Genomic DNA, 17,733 nt, shown 5'->3' with positions numbered 1-17,733 from the left:
CACAAAATTTATTAAAATGCCTGGTAAAAATAGTGTAGTGGTACCACCTGAATCCATTCCGAACTCAGAAGTGAAACGCTTCAACGCCGATGGTAGTACGGGGTCTCCCCGTGTGAGAGTAGGTCCAATCCAGGCAAAAAAAACCCGAAATTTTTTTCGGGTTTTTTTGTATTTAAAATAAATTACTTTCTAGCTAAGAGCTCATTTACATGTTAATCTATTTAGAATTTAATTTTTTTTAAATAATGATTTTTTAGATTAAGTATTTATCAAAAAAAATCATTTATAAATCTGTTTTTTCAATTTAGTATATTTTTTATGTGAAGGTAATATAGATGTCCAAGATTAAAGGTAATGTGAAGTGGTTTAATGAATCTAAAGGTTTTGGTTTTATTACACCAGAAGATGGAAGTAAGGACGTATTTGTTCATTTTTCAGCTATACAAAGCAATGGATTCAAAACTTTAGCAGAAGGTCAAAGTGTGGAATTCGAAATTACCGAAGGAGCAAAAGGACCATCTGCTGCTAATGTAGTCAGTTTATAAGCTTTTAAAAGTTTTAAAATAGTATTCAAATAAATCTTTTTTTTTGTATTAAATATAAATATGTTATTTATAGTACGGCTCTTTAATAGGGCTGTACTATATTAAAAAAATATTTTTTATAAAACCATTCTAACTATATTAATTTTGCTAATTTCATGATATAAAATTTCAATTTGTTCAAAATTTTTAGCACATATTGTAATAGAAACAGAAAGATAATTGCCTCTGTTACTTGATTTAACTTGAGGTGTGTAATCGCCAGGAATCTGAATCTGAATGACTTTTATTATTTGGTCAATAAGTTCAGGCTGAGCTAAGCCTATGATCTTATAAGTAAAAAAACAAGGGAATTTTAACATTTCTCTTAATTTTGTTTGCATGATGAATTCCATATTTGTTTTTTACAATAAAATATTCTATAGTTAAAAAACTATTTTTTATTGATTCTTAATAAAATTTTTAAAGTATTTGAATAATTATATAATTAAGTTAATGTATAATCTATTTTTTATTTAAATAATAGCAACTTGATCTATATAACATATTAAAAGATTTTTAAAATATTCTTGTATTAATGCTTCTAATAAATAATAAATTATCAGTTTAACATATTGATAATATAGAAAATAATATATTTTATGTTATTTTCTATAAATATATTTTTTTAGGATATACATCATGTTAAAAATTTTTAATACACTTACTAGAAAAAAAGAAATTTTTAAATCTATTGAAAAAAATAAGATTAATTTATATGTATGCGGAGTAACGGTATATGATTTTTGTCATATTGGTCATGGACGTACCTTTGTTGCTTTTGATATGATAATGCGTTATTTGCGTTATTCTGGTTTTCAAGTAAAATATATTCGTAATATTACTGATATTGATGATAAGATTGTTTTAAAATCAATAAAAGAAAAAATTGATTTGAATGTTTTAACTTCTTCAATGATAAAAGAAATGCATAAAGATTTTTTTTCATTAGGTATTTTACCTCCTGATGAAGAACCGTGTGTTACAAATCATATTAATCATATTATTAATATGATCCTCATTTTATTAAAAAAACAACATGCATATATAAATGAAAAAAATGATGTTATTTTTTCCGTGGATAGTTATCCTTATTATGGAATTTTATCTGGTCAAGTTTTAAAATCACTAAAATCTGGATCGCGTGTCCCATTAAATAATTTTAAAAAAAATCCTTTAGATTTTGTTCTGTGGAAAAATTCTAAAAAAGAAGAACATTCTTGGCATTCTCCATGGGGAAAAGGCCGTCCTGGTTGGCATATTGAATGTAGTACTATTACTAGTGTTTTTTTTAAAAATTCTATAGATATTCATGGAGGTGGATCTGATCTTCTTTTTCCTCATCATGAAAATGAAAGATCTCAATCGATATGTTTTAATAAAAAATCAATAGTAAATTTTTGGATGCATACTGGTGTTTTAATGGTCAATAATAAAAAAATGTCTAAATCTTTAGGTAACGTATATCTTCTTAGAGATGTTTTAAAAAACTATAATGCTGAAGTTTTACGTTATTTTTTTCTATCAACGCATTATCGACATCCTATTGATTATTCTGAAAAAAATTTGCAACAATCATATACATCATTAAAATATTTATATACAGCATTATATAATACTAATCCAAATTCTGATACTATTGAAGGCAGTCATTTTATTGATGATTTTCATCAAGCGATGAATGATGATTTTAATACTCCTACAGTTTTTTCTATTTTTTTTAAATTAGCAAAAGAAATTAATTTTTTAAAAAAACAAAATATGTTCAAAGCAAATAAATTATCTTTTATATTACGAAATTTAGCTAATACTTTAGGTTTTTTATTACAAGATCCAGAAAGTTTTTTACAAGAAAAATCTAGATTAACTGAATCTATGATTAAAAAAATTGAATATTTAATAAATAAAAGAAACATTGCTAGACAGTGTAAATTATGGAAAGAAGCAGATAATTTAAGAAAAACGCTTCTATCTTTAGATATAGTTTTAGAAGATTTACATGATAAAACAATATGGCGTAAAAAATAATAAAAAACTATTATATTATTTTTATTAATGATCATGATACTTTTCACATGCTTCTAATGTATTTTGTAATAATGTGGCCACAGTCATAGGACCAACACCTCCAGGAACAGGTGTGATATAAGATGCTTTTAAATATGCTGATTCAAAATCTACATCACCAACTATATTCCCGTTATTTAAACGATTAATACCAACATCTACAACTATAGAGCCTTTTTTAATCCATTCCCCTTTTAAAAATTTTGCTTTACCTACTGCTACAATTAATAAATCAGCATTTTCTACATGTTTTTTTAAGTCATGAGTAAATTTATGTGTAACAGTTGTTGTACATCCTGCCAATAATAGTTCTAGACTCATAGGTCTTCCAACTAAGTTCGATGCTCCGACCATGACGGCATGTAATCCATGAGTTTTAATATTATAATATTGTAACATGGTTATAATACCTTTGGGTGTACACGCTCTTAGCTTTGGTGTTCTTTGACATAAAGAGCCTGTATTATATGGATGAAAACCATCTACGTCTTTATCTGGATTAATACTACTTAGAATTTTTACATGGTTAATTTGTTGAGGTAGTGGTAGTTGTATTAAAATTCCATCTATATTTTTGTTATTATTTAATTGTTTAATCAAATTTAGTATATCAATTTCATTAGCGTTTTCAGGAAAATTCCAACATTCTGAAAAAAATCCAACGTTTTTACATGCTATTTTTTTTTTGTTTACATAAATTTTAGAGGGTGTATTTTCCCCTACTAAAATCATAGCTAATCCCGGTATTTTTTTACCATTTTTTTTTCTTTTATTAACTTTTTTTAAAATATTCAATTGTATTTTTTTTGATATTTTATTACCATCTATAATTATTGCTGACATTAGTAAATAACTCGATTAATTTTTATGTATTATTAAAGATAAATATATAAGAGATTAGTTTAATATATTTACAGATTATTAGAGATATTAAAAAATATTAATAGCAATTTAGTTTCATATATATTATATTAATGTTTGAGATTTTAATATAATAATTATTTATGCGTTCTTAGCTCAGTTGGATAGAGCAACGGCCTTCTAAGCCGTAGGTCACAGGTTCAAATCCTGTAGAACGCAAAATATTTTATATTTTTTTTGTTATCCATTAAAAGTGTTTTTTTAATATTCCTTCTATTTGATTTTTAATAATTGATGATGAATTTATTCCATTAATTTTAAAAAATTTTATATTTCCTATTTTTTTTTGATTTTTATAATAATTAACAACTGAGTGAGTCAATTTTTCGTATTCCTTTAATCTTTTTTCTACACTTTCTTTTTTGTCATCTTCTCTTGTAATTAATGACTCTCCAGTTAGATCATCTTGATTCTCAATTTTAGGTGGATGAAATTTTATATGATATATTCTTCCTGATTGAAGATGTATTCTCCTTCCTGAAATACGTTCTAATATTAATTTGTATGGGACTATGAATTCTAAAACATAATCTATTTTAATTTTATTATTGGATAAATAATGAGCTTGTTCAATAGTTCTTGGAAAACCATCTAATATAAAACCATTAATACAATCTTTTTTTTGAATTCTAATTTTAATTAAATCACAAACAATTTTATCAGAAACTAATTTGCCCTTTTCAACTGTTTTTTGAATCATTTTCCCAAATGTATCTTGTGCATAGATGCTTTCTCTTAATATGTCACCTGTAGATATTTTTGGAATATTATATTTTTCTGTAATAAACTTTCCTTGTGTTCCTTTTCCTGTACCAGGTGCACCTAGTAAAATAATACGCATGATGATTTCTTATTTATTTTATCTAATTTTAATGTTAGATACATATTTATTAATCTTAAGATTACTACTAGTATAGTAGTAATCATATATTTTATTATGGAAGAATCAATAATTTATTCATTCTAGAAATAAACTTATGTGGATTTTCTAAGTTACCTTTTTCAGCTAATAGTGCTTGATCTAATAGTAAATTAATCCATTCGTTTAATTTTTTTTCATCATGTATTAAAGACACTTTTTTTATTAACATATGTTCTGGGTTAATTTCAAAAATATATTTTAATTCTGGAACAGATTGTCCTGCTGCAGAAAAAAGTTTTGCCATTTGTGTAGTCATTTCATTAGAATCACTTAAAAGTACGCATGGTGTTTCTGTTAATCTATTCGTTAATCTTACGTCTTTTACTTTATCCCCTAGTATTTTTTTAACTTTTTTTAAAAAATCAATCATTTCTGTTGAAAGTTCATCATTTTTTATTTTTTTATCTTGAGTTAATTTATTTAAAGACAAATCTTCTTTGCTAATAGATTGAAATTTTTTCCCATCAAAATCAGTAAGATAGTTCATCATCCATTCATCAATTCGATCTGATAGTAATAGAACATCAATATTATTTTTCTTGAATAATTCTAAATGGGGACTATTTTTTGCAGCTTCATAACTATCTGCAGTAATATAGTATATTTTTTCTTGTTGTGAATTCATGCTATCTACGTATTCTTTTAATGATATTTTTTGTTCCGCACTATTATTTTTGATAGATGCAAAACGTAAAAGATTAGCAATTCTTGCTAAATTATCATGATCTTCTGCTGGTCCTTCCTTAAAGATAAGTCCAAATTGATTCCAAAAAATTTGATATTTCTCTTTAGAATTTTTAGACAATTTTTCTAGCATATTTAATGATCTTTTAATCAGTGCTTTTTTTAAATTTTCTGTAATAGAGTTATTTTGTAAGATTTCTCTAGAAACATTTAAAGGTAAATCGTTTGAATCAATTAATCCTCTAATGAATCGTAAATAACTAGGAAGAAATTCTTGATAGTTATCCATAATGTAAACACGTTTTACATATAGTTTTAAACCATGTTTATTGTCTCTATTCCATATATCCCAAGCTGCTTTTTCTGGAATAAATAATAAACTAATGTATTCTTGATTGCCTTCTACTCGATTATGACTCCACACGAGTGGATTATTTTGATCATTAGTTAAATGTTTATAAAAATCTTTATATTCATCATCAGTGATAGAAGATTGACTCATTGTCCATAAAGCTTTAGCTTTATTAATTTGTTCCCAAAAATATGTTTTATTTTTGTCATCATAATTTTGAATGTATACTGGTACAGTAATGTGATCAGAGTATTTACTAATTATGTTTTTAATCCGCCATATTTCTAAAAATTCTTCTTCTTCTTTTTTTAAGAATAAAGTAATTTCGGTTCCTTTTGTTTTTTTACTTATATTTGTAATATTATATTTTCCTTCTCCTGAAGATTCCCATAATGTTCCTTCATTTGTTTTTGTTCCAGCAAATCTAGTTCTGACAGATACTTGTTCTGATACAATAAAAGATGAATAAAAACCAACTCCGAATTCTCCAATCAGTTCATTTTTTTTATTTTGTTTGTTTTCTAAAGATTGCAGAAAAGATTTTGTTCCTGATTTAGCAATAGTTCCAAGATTTTCAATTGTTTCTTGTCGTGTCATCCCAATTCCATTATCACTGATAATGAGTGTTCTTTGTGCTTTATTAATAGATATTTGAATTTTCATATCACTATCATTTTCATATAATTCTGGTAATGATAGAGATTCAAATCTTAATTTATCAATTGCATCTGATGCATTAGATATTAATTCTCGTAAAAAAATTTCTTTATTAGAATATAAGGAATGAATCATTAAATGCAACAATTGTTTAACTTCTGATTGAAAATTATATACTTCTTTTTTTTCTGTTTTCATAAAAACATCTCTTTTATAATCGTAATTATATTTTTTAAATCTAGTATTTATATATCATTTATACAGGCATATTAAAACCAGTTGGAAGTTGCATGCCTGTAGATATATCAGACATTTTCTTTTTTTGCACTTCAGATATTCTTCGTGCTGCATCATTGAATGCAGCTGCTGCTAAATCTTCTAACATGTCTTTATCATCTTTAAGTAAACTAGGATCTACTTCTACTCGTCTACAATTATGTGCACCATTAATAGTGACTTTAACTAATCCAGCACCAGCTTCTCCTGTTACTTCCATTTTTGCTATTTCTTCTTGTATTTTTGCCATTTTTTCTTGCATTTGTTGTGCTTGTTTCATTAAATTTCCTAAACCGTTTTTAGTAAACATGTTTTTTATTCTCTCTATTATAAAGATAAAAATTTTTTATAACACTGAAATGAAATTAACATTTTTTCTATTAAGTTTGGCATTAAAATTTTTTTTAAAAAACTGAATATTTGGATCTTTTATTAATAATAAATATTCTTTTAATGTTCTTTCTTTATATATTTTTTTGAACCATTCATAAGGAGTTAAAATATTTAGTATCTTTGTTTTTTTTATAATTAGTTTTATTTTTTTTTCTGTTATTGTACTAAGCTCTTTTTTAAATATAATCCATGCATCATATTTTATTAAATCTTTATTTTTTTTATTTAAAAATACATACCAATATTTTAAAGTATTTTTATATGAAGTATGTATAGCTAATTTTTGAACTATTTTTGGTAAATTTTTTAATTTATATATTTCTCTATACCAAGGATCTATTTCTTGAATCTTTTTGAGAATTATTTCATTTTTTTCATTTTTTAACATCTTTGATTGATAAAAAAAATTTTCAGATGTCAAACGTATTTTTTTTTCATTCAAATGTATTTTTTGAATATTTTTTTTAATAGATATAATCTTATTTTTATTTTGTAATAATTCAAATCTATTTTTTAAAATGATATTTGTGTCGAAAATCTTGTTTTTATTGCATGTCTTTTTTTTATTTAGAGTAATCATTTTTATTATAAAGTGTAAATGAGAAAAATTTTTTTGATGTTTTTTATTCTTTATATGCTATCAATAGCACGCAGCAAAGTCATTTCGACTCCTATTTTTTGACTAGGCGAAAATTTTAATTCTTTTCTTCCATTTATTAATATTTGATAACATAATTGAATTTTATTTTTGTTAATATTTTTTCCTATTTTTTTAATTTCATTTTTATAAATTTCTGTAACACTTTGTTCCCACTCTAGTGGTAAAGATTGTGACATATTAATTTGATATAACAAATGTAACATTTCTATTAAAACTTCTTCCCATTCTACTCCTATATTACTTATTTCATTTAATAAAAACATTGTTTTTTTTACATCTTTTTTTAAAACTGCATCAGTTAATAAAAAAGAATGTTTTTCAGCAGGAATTCCTAACATGTTTGTTATATTTTTTATATTAACAATTCCATTGCCTAAATTTATACCATGTTCTAATAAATTCAGTGCATCTCTTATACTTCCTTTAGCATGATTTGATATTTTTCTTAAAGAATTATTATCAAATTTAATACATTCTTTTCTTAAAATATATGTTAATAGATTAAAAATGTTTTCTTCAGAAAGTATTTTAAATTTAAAATATAAACAACGAGAAATAATAGTTTTAGGTATTTTTTCTATATCTGTAGTCGCTAAGATAAATTTTATATGTTTAGGTGGCTCTTCAAGTGTTTTAAGTAAAGCATTAAAACTATGTCGAGAAAGCATATGAACTTCATCAATTAAATATATTTTAAAACGACTTTTAACTGGAGAATAATAAATATTATCTAAAATTTCTCGTATGTCTTCTACTTTTGTTCGAGAGGCAGCATCAATTTCTAGAAAATCTAGACATAATCCTTTTTCTATTTCTTGACAAATAATGCATTTTCTACAAGGATTTGCTGTAATACCTTTTTGACAATTTAAACTTTTAGCTAATAATCGAGCAATTGTAGTTTTTCCAACTCCTCGTGTACCAGATAATAACCACGAATGATGAATACGATTTAAAGATAATTCATTAGAGATGGCAGTTACAATATGAGCTTGACCAATTATATCTTGAAAAGATTGTGGACGCCATTTTCTTGCTAATATTTGATAATTCATATATTATGATATAATATTTTATAAAAAAGACTATGCTATCAATATTTATTATATTATGAAAGTATTCTTATTTATTTTTAAAATATTTTTAATGATAAATACTAGTTGTAAATTTTAAATTTTATATATAAAATGTACTTTTTAATTTTAATAAAAATAACTTTTGATAGATCTAATAAATATAGTTTATCAAATATAAAATGGAGTTTTCTGTTAGCCTCAAACACTGTAAAATTGAATATTTGGTCAGATTCGGAAGGAAGCAGCCACATCAGCTAATACAGGTGTTCTGATACAGCTAACAGATTCTCCTAAATTTTAGACAGTTGAAATTTATACATTTTCCAATAACAGCTTTTATTTTTTAATAATTTTTTATGTTTACCAATTTCAACAACTTTCCCTCGTTTTAATACAACAATTAAATCTGCATCGATAATGGTTGAAAGTCTATGTGCAATAACAACTAAGGTAGATTTTTTTCTTATAGATAGTAACGTTTTTTGAATTAATTGTTCTGTTCCGGAGTCGATATTAGCAGTTGCTTCATCTAATATCAGTATTTTAGGATGCATAACTAGTATTCTAGCAATTGCTAATAATTGTTTTTGACCTACAGATAAATTATTACCTTCTTCTCCTAATAAAGAATAAATTCCTTTAGGCATAGATTTTACTAAAGGTGTCAGAGATACAGTATCTAATATTTTCCAAACTTGATCTTCAGATATTTTTCTTCCTAATGTAATATTTTCAAAAACAGTATCTGAAAGAACTATTGGATCTTGTTGTACCATAAGTATGTTTTTTCTTAAAACAGTATGACTGATTGAATCAATCGATTTTCCATCTAAATATATTTGACCAGTTTTTATAGGATAATATCCCATTAATAAATTTGCTAGAGTGCTTTTACCACTACCAGTATGTCCTACAAATGCAATAAAACTGTTTGAAGGAATATTAATATTGATATTTTCAAGAACATTTTTAGTATCATTTTGATAATTAAAACAAAGATTATCAATATGTATTTCCCCACTATTTAATGTTTGTTTGTTTTTACCATATTTTTGTTTTGGTGAATCTATAAGTGAGAATATTCGTTCTCCTGCGACAATAGATTGTTGTAATATAGCTTGTTGGATGGTAATAGCAATCAAAGGTTCATTTAGTCTTCCAAGATAAGTAATAAATGCGTATAATATACCTACTTCAAAGGCTCCAATAGAGAAATAACTAAATAAAAATATAAAGTTACATAATACTAAAGCAGATAATAAACTTAATAATGGTCTTAATAAAATACCATCTAATCTTAATATTTTCATACGTGCCATATAATGTAACTGACTACTTTTTTCTATATATTTTTCAAATCTATTTTGTTGACGAAATTGTTGAATTACATTGATACCATTAATTGTTTCATTAAATTTATTATTTATTTCAGCTAAATAGTATCGTACTTTTCTTAAAAGTGGAGTGCTGTAGTATTGATAAACGCACATAATTATAATAACTAATGGCAAAATAAATAAAGCTATTATCGCCATGTGCCATTCTAGACTAAACATTGCAAATAATATCACCAAAATTAATGCGATACTTCTAAATAAAGTAGGAGCTACTGTATCATATAATTCTTTTACTGCTTCAGTATCATTAGTCACTTTTGAAATCATTTGACCGATTGGTTGAGAATCAAATTGACTGATAGGCTGTCTTAATGCAGAATTCATTACATCTTGACGTAATTTATTAATAGTTTTTACCGCTATTTTGTTAAACAAAATACTTTGAAAATAATTAAAAAATACTGATAAAATTTGCAATAGTATATATAATACTATTATTAGAAATATAATTTTAAAATGCAATTGATGTTTAGATAAAATATTATTAATAAAATAGCTTATTAAAATAGGACCTAAAACTTCTGATAGTGATCCACTTAAAAGTAAAAAAAATGCTAATATTAGTGACTTTTTAAAAGGTATAACATAAGTTAGTAAACGCTTTAAAATTGGCCAAAACTCGATTAAATGATTCATATTATAAATTTTTCACCTATTTTTTATTTGTCCTCAAGTTCCATTTCTGATTTTTGATAATAATACATAGCTTTATACCAATTTTCTTCTTGACTTAATTGTGAGTGATTTCCTCTTTGTATAATTAAACCATTTTTTATTACTATAATTTCATCTGAATTAATTAATGCGGATAAACGATGTGCTGTAATAATTAAAGAATGTCCGTTTTTTTTCCATTGATTAATATTTTTTAATATATTATTTTCTGTTTGACTATCAACAGCAGATAAAGCATCATCTAATATTAATATTTCTGCATTTAAAAGCAATGCTCGTGCAATAGAAATACGTTGTTTTTGCCCACCTGATAACATTACACCACGTTCTCCTACTTGAGTTTCATATCCTCTTGGCAAATAGATAATATCTTTATGTATATCTGCTAATTTTGCAACCTTTTCAATTTCTTTTTGAGATGCAGTAGGTTTTCCTAAAGAAATGTTGTTTGCAATACTTTCTGAAAATAAAAAAGACGTTTGATTTACAACTGCAATACGACTTCTCCAATTATCAATTTTTAATTTTGATAATGGGATAGAATGGTAAAGAATATCACCTTTTTTAATATTAAATTGTCTTTGAATTAGTTTTAACAAAGTAGTTTTTCCTGAACCTGTAGGACCACAAATACCTAAAGTTTTTCCTGGTTCTAGAATAAAGTGTATATCTTTTAAAGATGGGATGTTATTTTTAGGATAAAAAAATAAATTAATATTAGCTTTTAATATACCAGAAGAAGATGGAAGTATTTTTTTGCCATCTTGAATACATAATTCTTTATTGATAATTGAATTTATTCTATCCCAAGCAGCGCTACCTCTTTCAACTATATTAAACATCCATGCTAATGCTAACATTGGCCAAATCATTAATCCTAAATACATTATAAAACTAGTTAATTGACCTATGGTGATATAATTATTCCATACTAACCATCCTCCGCCTATAATAGCTAATAAATTAGAAAAGGCTACTGATAAATAAATAACCGGATCAAATCGGGCATCTATTTTTGCTACTTCCATATTTTTCTTTCCTGCATTATTTACAATTTCATCAAATTTATCAGATTGATTTTTTTCTAATCCGAAGGCTCTAATCATACGAATACTTGTTAATATTTCTTGTGTTTTATTATTTAATAAAGCAAAAGAAGCTTGTGCATGACGAAAAGTTTCATGTAACTCTTGTCCATATTTTTTAATTAAGATAGCCATTATTGGCATAGGTATTAAAGAAATTACTGTTAATAAAAAACTAATTTGAGTACTCATTACAACTAAAACAGACAATCCCATAACTAATGAATCGACTAGTGTTAACACACCTTCTCCTGCAGCAAAAACTACACGATCAACATCATTTGTTGCTCTTGCTATTAAATCTCCAGTTTTATTTTTTAAAAAAAATTTTTGACTCTGTTGACTAAAGTAAGAATAAAATTTTACTCGTAATTCTGTTGCTAATTGATAAGAAGCACCAAATAATAGTATTCTCCATAAATAGCGCAATATATATACAATAATAGCGACTAAAAGAATGATAGAAATCCATGGTAATATTTGGATGCCATGTATTTTTTCTTTTATAATTAAATCTATTAACATCCCCACTATTTTAGGAGGTAATAATTGTAAAATAGCAATTATTATTAATAGTAAAATTGCTCCAAAATATCGTTTCCATTCTCGTATAAAAAACCATCTTAATTGATTAAACAATTTCACAACAAAAATCCTATAAGTTAAATATTTATAATTTTTTTTTAATATTGTAATTTTTTATTATCTACAACATGTTTTATTAAAAATAATTTTATTTTATGTGATAATATAAAAATATTTTTACAAAAAGATTTTTTATTTATATTCAAGTTAAAAATTAATTTTTAGAAGAATATAGTCTTGAAAATCAAAACTTATAAAAAAAATGAAAAAAGCATTAGTAGTTTTTAGTGGTGGACAAGATTCAACAACTTGTTTAATACATTATACGCATATATATGACGAAATTCATTGTATTACCTTCGATTACAATCAATTACATAAATCTGAAATTGATTGTTCTCTCTTAATATCAAATAAATTAGGTATAAAAAATCATATAATTTTAGATATTAAATATTTACAAAATATTTCTATGAGTAGTTTAACTAATAACAAATTTTTAATTAATGATATTCATCCAATAGATTCTATTTTACCGAGTACTTTTGTTCCTGGTCGTAACATTTTATTTTTAACTTTGTCCTCTATATATGCCTATAGTCATAAAATTAATTCAGTAATTTTAGGTGTTAATGAAGTAGATTTCTCTGGTTATCCTGATTGTAGAAATAAATTTATTCAAGAAATGAATAATGTGATTAATATAGGTATGAATTGTAATATTAAATTTTTAACACCTTTAATGAATCTTAATAAATCAGAAATATGGGCTTTATCAGATTATTGGAATTCTATTGATATAATTTTAAATGATACAGTGACTTGTTATAATGGTATTCAAGGAAAAGGTTGCAATAAATGTCAAGCGTGTATTCTTCGCAAACAAGGATTTGATAAATGGCATTTAAATCGCTCTTATTATATGGATAGTATTAAGCAAAAAATGAAATTATAAAAAATATTTATATATTTAATAAAGTTATTCGTATTGATTAATTAATAAATTTATGATCGAATAACTTTTTTTATGGTAATTTTATATTTCTTGTTTTTCTCCATATTTTATCGTTGATTTTTCATAAAGATTTCGAAGAATAGAATTAAAAATTATTTCAGTATTGTTTTTTTCTAAATATTCTAAAATAATTTTTTTTTCTTTTTTCGAAAAATTTTTATTATAAACTTTTTGAAGTAATATAATTACAAAATTTTTATTTTTATCTTGATATAAAGCATATATTTTTTTTCCTTTTTTCGGATGTGGCAAAGAAAATACTATTGACGTAATAGGTTGTTCATTATAACGGGATATAGTTTCAGTTTTTCCAAAATGTAATTTTGATTGTTTAAACAAATTTGTATTACCTTTTTTTAATTCAAAAATAATTTTTTCTGATCTTACTTTATTTTCTTTTATTGCTTTTATTATTTGTAATTTTTGTGTTATTTTTTCTTTGACATTGTTAAATGTTTCTTTTTTTCTATTTTGGAAATCTATAATCTTAATTAAAAAAGATTGATTGTTTTTTAAAATAAAAAAAATAGAGTTTGTTTCTATTTTTCCATTATATTTTTTAAATAATTTTTTATTGAAAATTGCTTTTTTTAATATAGGAATGTTTAATACTTTAGGAATAGAATTTTTATCAAACCAATTTGTATCTTTAAAAAATATATTACTCTTTATAAGAGTTGAATTTAATTGATTTGGATTTTTTTTTATAACTTCATATATTTGATTTTTTAAATTATTATATAAATCTAATGATTTTTTATTTTTTATTTCTTTTTTAATAGTATTATATACTTCATTTATTGTTTTTTGCCTGCTAAACAAAATATCGTCTAATTTAATAATTAAGAAATTATTATGAAATGGAATAATGTTAGATATTTCTTTTTTTCGATTTAAATTAGCATTTTTAATTTCATATGGTATTAAATCAATTGAGATCCATCCAATATCTCCACCTTTTTTTGATGATATAGGATCTGTAGATTTCTCTTTGGCAATTTTTGAAAAATTTTCAGGTTTTTGATTTAATTCAGATAATATTGATATTGCATCAGTTTCATTTTTACTTTGAATAATACTATATTTTCTTTTTTCTTTTGTTGAATATTTTTTAATATTTTTTAGATACCATTGATAAATTTCTTGTTTACTACAGTTTGTGTTAAAATTATCCGATTTCAATTCAACAAAACTAATTTTAAATTTTTCGGGAATATAAAAATTATGTTCATGTTCATGGAAGTATTTTTTTAATTCAGCATCAGTAACATTTTGTTTATTAATAGAACTGTCAATTTTCAATGTTGCTCGTTTGATGTTTCTTTCTTGAGAAAGTAGATTGATAATATTTTTTTGTTCATCTTCTAAAATAAAGTTTGTTTTTTCAATTGTATTTATTAAGTTTTGAGTATTTATTTTTGTTTTAATTATATTGATATATTCATGATTATTAAGATTTATAGATGCAAGATAATTAAAATATTTTTCTTTGTTGAATTTTTTGTCTTTCTGAAATATAGGAGAATTTAATATAATTTCTTTTATCTTAAATTCGTTTACGTGTAATTTCATTTTTTTTGTATATTGTTCTAAAAGAACATTATTGATTAATTGAGAAAGAATATAATCATATGTTTCTTTCATAAATTTTTTGTTATGACTTAATTTAAAAAAATTTTTTCCGAATATTTTTTTTTGTTTTTCTTTTTCAATCAAATACATATTTTGAAATGTTTTAAAACTAATTTTTTCACCGTTAACTATTGCTATATATTTTTCAAAATCTTGATTTCTATACATGTTTAGAGTACTGAATACTAAAGATAAAATAATCATTCCTAAAATACATTTCACTATAATATGAGTTGATCTTAATTTGAAATATTTTGTCATAATATGACGATCCTAGATATTTAAAATATTATATAAAAAAAGAACGTTATTTAAATATAAAGGCTGACAATTTTTTTGTCAGCCAAGTTTTATTTAGCTATATAATATTATTTTTTATGTGTTGAAACATAAGGTATATTCTCTAATGCTAATTTTAAAACTTCTTCAATATGTTTAACAGGATAGATTAATAATCCTTCAATGATATTTTTTGGAATTTCTTCTAGATTACGTTTATTTTCATATGGAATTAAGACTGTTTGAATACCTCCACGATGTGCTGCTAATAGTTTTTCTTTTAATCCACCGATAGGAAGGACTTGTCCTCGTAATGTTATTTCTCCTGTCATCGCTACATTCGATTTTACAGGATTTTTTGTTAATGATGAAACTATAGCTGTACACATAGCTATACCTGCACTAGGTCCATCTTTTGGTGTTGCCCCTTCTGGAACATGAACATGAATATCATGTTTTTCATAAAAATCTTTTTCAATCCCTAATTTATCAGCTTGAGACCTCACTACAGTTACTGCTGCTTGAATAGATTCTTGCATGACTTCACCTAAACAACCTGTATGAGTTAGTTTTCCCTTTCCTGATACACAAGCAGTTTCAATTGTCAGTAATTCTCCACCTACTTCTGTCCATGCTAATCCAATCACCTGACCAATTTGATTTTGATTACTAGTTTTTCCGTAGTCAAAACGTTTTACTCCTAAATATTTTTTTAAATTAGTACTATTTATTTCTACATGTTTTAATAATTTATCTAATAACAAGTTTTTCACTACTTTTCGACATATTTTAGAAATTTCACGTTCTAAACTACGGACTCCTGCTTCACGAGTATAATAATGAATAATACTGATTATGGCAGAATCAGTAATAATTAATTCGTCTTTTTTTAATCCATTTCTTTCTATTTGTTTAGGATAGAGATATCGTTTTGCGATATTTAATTTTTCATTTTCAGTATAACCAGAAAGACGAATAATTTCCATGCGATCAAGTAATGGTGCAGGTATGTTCATAGAATTTGAAGTTGCTACAAACATAACATCAGATAAATCATAATCTACTTCTAGGTAATGATCATTAAAAGTCATGTTTTGTTCAGGATCTAATACTTCTAACAAAGCAGATGCTGGATCGACTCTGATATCACAAGACATTTTATCAATTTCGTCTAATAAAAATAATGGATTTTTAACTTTAGCTTTTGCCATTTTTTGAATGAGTTTTCCTGGCATAGAACCGATATATGTGCGTCTATGACCTCTAATTTCGGCCTCGTCTCTTATACCTCCTAAAGCCATTCTGACATATTTTCTACCTGTTGATCTTGCAATAGATTTTCCTAAAGATGTTTTTCCTACACCTGGAGGACCAATCAGACATAAAATAGGACCTTTTATTTTATTTTTTCGGCTTTGTACTGCTAAGTATTCTAAAATTCTATCTTTAACTTTTTCTAGTCCGAAATGATCTATATCAAGAATTTTTTTTGCCTGTTGAATGTCTTTTTTGATTTTTGTTCTAATATGCCATGGAACTTGTATCATCCAATCAATATAACTTCTTACTACCGTCGCTTCTGCAGACATCGGAGACATCATTTTTAATTTTTGTAACTCCGATTCTGTTTTTTCTTTTGCTTCTTTGGGCATTTTTGCTGCTTTTATTTTTCGTTTTAAAATTTTATTTTCATCTGGAATTTCATCCATGTCACCAAGTTCTTTTTGAATAGCTTTTATTTGTTCATTCAAATAGTATTCTCTTTGACTTTTTTCCATTTGTTTTTTAACACGATTTCTAATTCTTTTTTCTACTTGTAGCAAATCTATTTCAGTTTCCATAATAGCCATTAAAAATTCTAATCTTTCATTTATATTTTGTATTTCTAAGACTGATTGCTTGTCATTTAATTTTAATGGCATATGAGCAGCGATAGTATCTGCTAGTCTTTCTGAGCTTTTAATGTTATTTAGAGTATTTAAAATTTCTGATGGAATTTTTTTGTTAAGTTTGATATAAGATTCAAATTGATTGATTGTTGTACGAATTAATACTTCTTGCTCTTTATCTAAAATAGTAGGGGAAATAATTAATTCTACTTCTGCAATAAAATGTTCTCCATTATTTACTAAGTTTTTAATACAGGCACGTTGCAATCCTTCTACTAATACTTTTACTGTACCATCTGGTAATTTTAACATTTGTAAAATGGAGCTAATAGTTCCTATATTAAATAAATCATTTTTTGTAGGTTCGTCTTTAGATGCTTCTTTTTGTGCAATTAGCATGATTTTTTTATCATTATCCATAGAGGTTTCAATGCATTTTATTGATTTTTTACGGCCTACAAATAATGGAATTACCATATGAGGATATATTACTACATCTCTTAATGGCAAGACGGGGATTTTAATGCGTTCAGAACGCTCAGAATTCATAGAGCTCTCTCTTAGTTGAATTTCCGCTATTTATTTA

The 17,733-nt window shown here is 24.7% G+C and carries 14 protein-coding genes, 1 tRNA gene, 1 rRNA gene and 1 other RNA gene; 6 read left to right on the top strand and 11 right to left on the bottom strand.

All coding sequences use genetic code 11. The annotated features are described in order from the left end of the window. Window positions 1–19 precede the first annotated feature (19 nt). Window positions 20–135 (top strand): 5S ribosomal RNA (rrf, locus tag BUMPG002_RS02500). A gap of 200 nt (window positions 136–335) precedes the next feature. Further along, a complete protein-coding gene (gene cspE / locus BUMPG002_RS02495) occupies window positions 336–545 on the top strand; it encodes a transcription antiterminator/RNA stability regulator CspE (protein WP_025369112.1) in 210 nt (69 codons plus the stop codon). A gap of 116 nt (window positions 546–661) precedes the next feature. On the opposite strand, the gene ybeD is transcribed toward cspE, so the two are convergent. Then, window positions 662–925 (bottom strand): DUF493 family protein YbeD, encoded by a 264-nt coding sequence (ybeD, locus tag BUMPG002_RS02490; RefSeq protein WP_025369111.1) that lies wholly within the window; start codon window positions 923–925, stop codon window positions 662–664. 298 nt (window positions 926–1,223) lie between these two features. Here ybeD and cysS point away from each other — a divergent pair, with 298 nt between their 5' ends. After that, a complete protein-coding gene (cysS, locus tag BUMPG002_RS02485) occupies window positions 1,224–2,609 on the top strand; it encodes a cysteine--tRNA ligase (RefSeq protein ID WP_025369110.1) in 1,386 nt (461 codons plus the stop codon). A gap of 24 nt (window positions 2,610–2,633) precedes the next feature. On the opposite strand, the gene folD is transcribed toward cysS, so the two are convergent. Further along, entirely contained in the window at window positions 2,634–3,491 is an 858-nt protein-coding gene (gene folD / locus BUMPG002_RS02480) for a bifunctional methylenetetrahydrofolate dehydrogenase/methenyltetrahydrofolate cyclohydrolase FolD (protein WP_025369109.1), read from the bottom strand. A gap of 163 nt (window positions 3,492–3,654) precedes the next feature. On the opposite strand from folD, the gene BUMPG002_RS02475 reads away from it, so the two are divergent. Further along, a tRNA-Arg gene (locus BUMPG002_RS02475) sits at window positions 3,655–3,728 on the top strand. Between the two features lie 28 nt (window positions 3,729–3,756). Here BUMPG002_RS02475 and adk read toward each other — a convergent pair. The 5 genes from adk to dnaX form a co-directional block, all read right to left on the bottom strand. Further along, a complete protein-coding gene (gene adk / locus BUMPG002_RS02470; RefSeq protein WP_025369108.1) occupies window positions 3,757–4,410 on the bottom strand; it encodes an adenylate kinase in 654 nt (217 codons plus the stop codon). Window positions 4,411–4,504: 94 nt separating this feature from the next. Next, window positions 4,505–6,382 (bottom strand): molecular chaperone HtpG, encoded by a 1,878-nt coding sequence (gene htpG, locus BUMPG002_RS02465; RefSeq protein ID WP_025369107.1) that lies wholly within the window; start codon window positions 6,380–6,382, stop codon window positions 4,505–4,507. A 58-nt stretch (window positions 6,383–6,440) separates the two neighbouring features. After that, on the bottom strand, window positions 6,441–6,770 hold the full coding sequence (locus BUMPG002_RS02460) for a YbaB/EbfC family nucleoid-associated protein (protein ID WP_025369106.1): 330 nt from the start codon (window positions 6,768–6,770) through the stop codon (window positions 6,441–6,443). A gap of 36 nt (window positions 6,771–6,806) precedes the next feature. After that, window positions 6,807–7,433 (bottom strand): DNA polymerase III subunit gamma/tau C-terminal domain-containing protein, encoded by a 627-nt coding sequence (locus tag BUMPG002_RS02455; RefSeq protein WP_044006145.1) that lies wholly within the window; start codon window positions 7,431–7,433, stop codon window positions 6,807–6,809. Between the two features lie 50 nt (window positions 7,434–7,483). Then, the gene (gene dnaX / locus BUMPG002_RS02450) at window positions 7,484–8,569 is read right to left on the bottom strand and encodes a DNA polymerase III subunit gamma/tau (RefSeq protein WP_044006144.1); all 1,086 of its coding nucleotides are present in this window, start codon (window positions 8,567–8,569) and stop codon (window positions 7,484–7,486) included. A 211-nt stretch (window positions 8,570–8,780) separates the two neighbouring features. On the opposite strand from dnaX, the gene ffs reads away from it, so the two are divergent. Continuing rightward, window positions 8,781–8,876: signal recognition particle sRNA small type (gene ffs / locus BUMPG002_RS03205), an RNA gene on the top strand. A 4-nt stretch (window positions 8,877–8,880) separates the two neighbouring features. On the opposite strand, the gene BUMPG002_RS02445 is transcribed toward ffs, so the two are convergent. Further along, window positions 8,881–10,623 (bottom strand): SmdB family multidrug efflux ABC transporter permease/ATP-binding protein, encoded by a 1,743-nt coding sequence (locus BUMPG002_RS02445; RefSeq protein WP_025369105.1) that lies wholly within the window; start codon window positions 10,621–10,623, stop codon window positions 8,881–8,883. 23 nt (window positions 10,624–10,646) lie between these two features. After that, on the bottom strand, window positions 10,647–12,392 hold the full coding sequence (locus tag BUMPG002_RS02440) for a SmdA family multidrug ABC transporter permease/ATP-binding protein (protein WP_025369104.1): 1,746 nt from the start codon (window positions 12,390–12,392) through the stop codon (window positions 10,647–10,649). 202 nt (window positions 12,393–12,594) lie between these two features. Here BUMPG002_RS02440 and queC point away from each other — a divergent pair, with 202 nt between their 5' ends. Next, entirely contained in the window at window positions 12,595–13,287 is a 693-nt protein-coding gene (queC, locus tag BUMPG002_RS02435; protein ID WP_025369103.1) for a 7-cyano-7-deazaguanine synthase QueC, read from the top strand. An 81-nt stretch (window positions 13,288–13,368) separates the two neighbouring features. On the opposite strand, the gene ppiD is transcribed toward queC, so the two are convergent. Further along, the gene (gene ppiD / locus BUMPG002_RS02430) at window positions 13,369–15,240 is read right to left on the bottom strand and encodes a peptidylprolyl isomerase (protein WP_025369102.1); all 1,872 of its coding nucleotides are present in this window, start codon (window positions 15,238–15,240) and stop codon (window positions 13,369–13,371) included. A gap of 107 nt (window positions 15,241–15,347) precedes the next feature. After that, the gene (gene lon, locus BUMPG002_RS02425; RefSeq protein WP_025384596.1) at window positions 15,348–17,696 is read right to left on the bottom strand and encodes an endopeptidase La; all 2,349 of its coding nucleotides are present in this window, start codon (window positions 17,694–17,696) and stop codon (window positions 15,348–15,350) included. Window positions 17,697–17,733 lie beyond the last annotated feature (37 nt).

It is taken from the genome of Buchnera aphidicola str. G002 (Myzus persicae), assembly GCF_000521565.1.
In the GTDB taxonomy this organism is placed as follows: domain Bacteria; phylum Pseudomonadota; class Gammaproteobacteria; order Enterobacterales; family Enterobacteriaceae; genus Buchnera; species Buchnera aphidicola_C.
The sequence above is the reverse complement of the archived record's forward strand: the minus strand, read 5'-3'. Positions and strand labels throughout refer to the sequence as shown.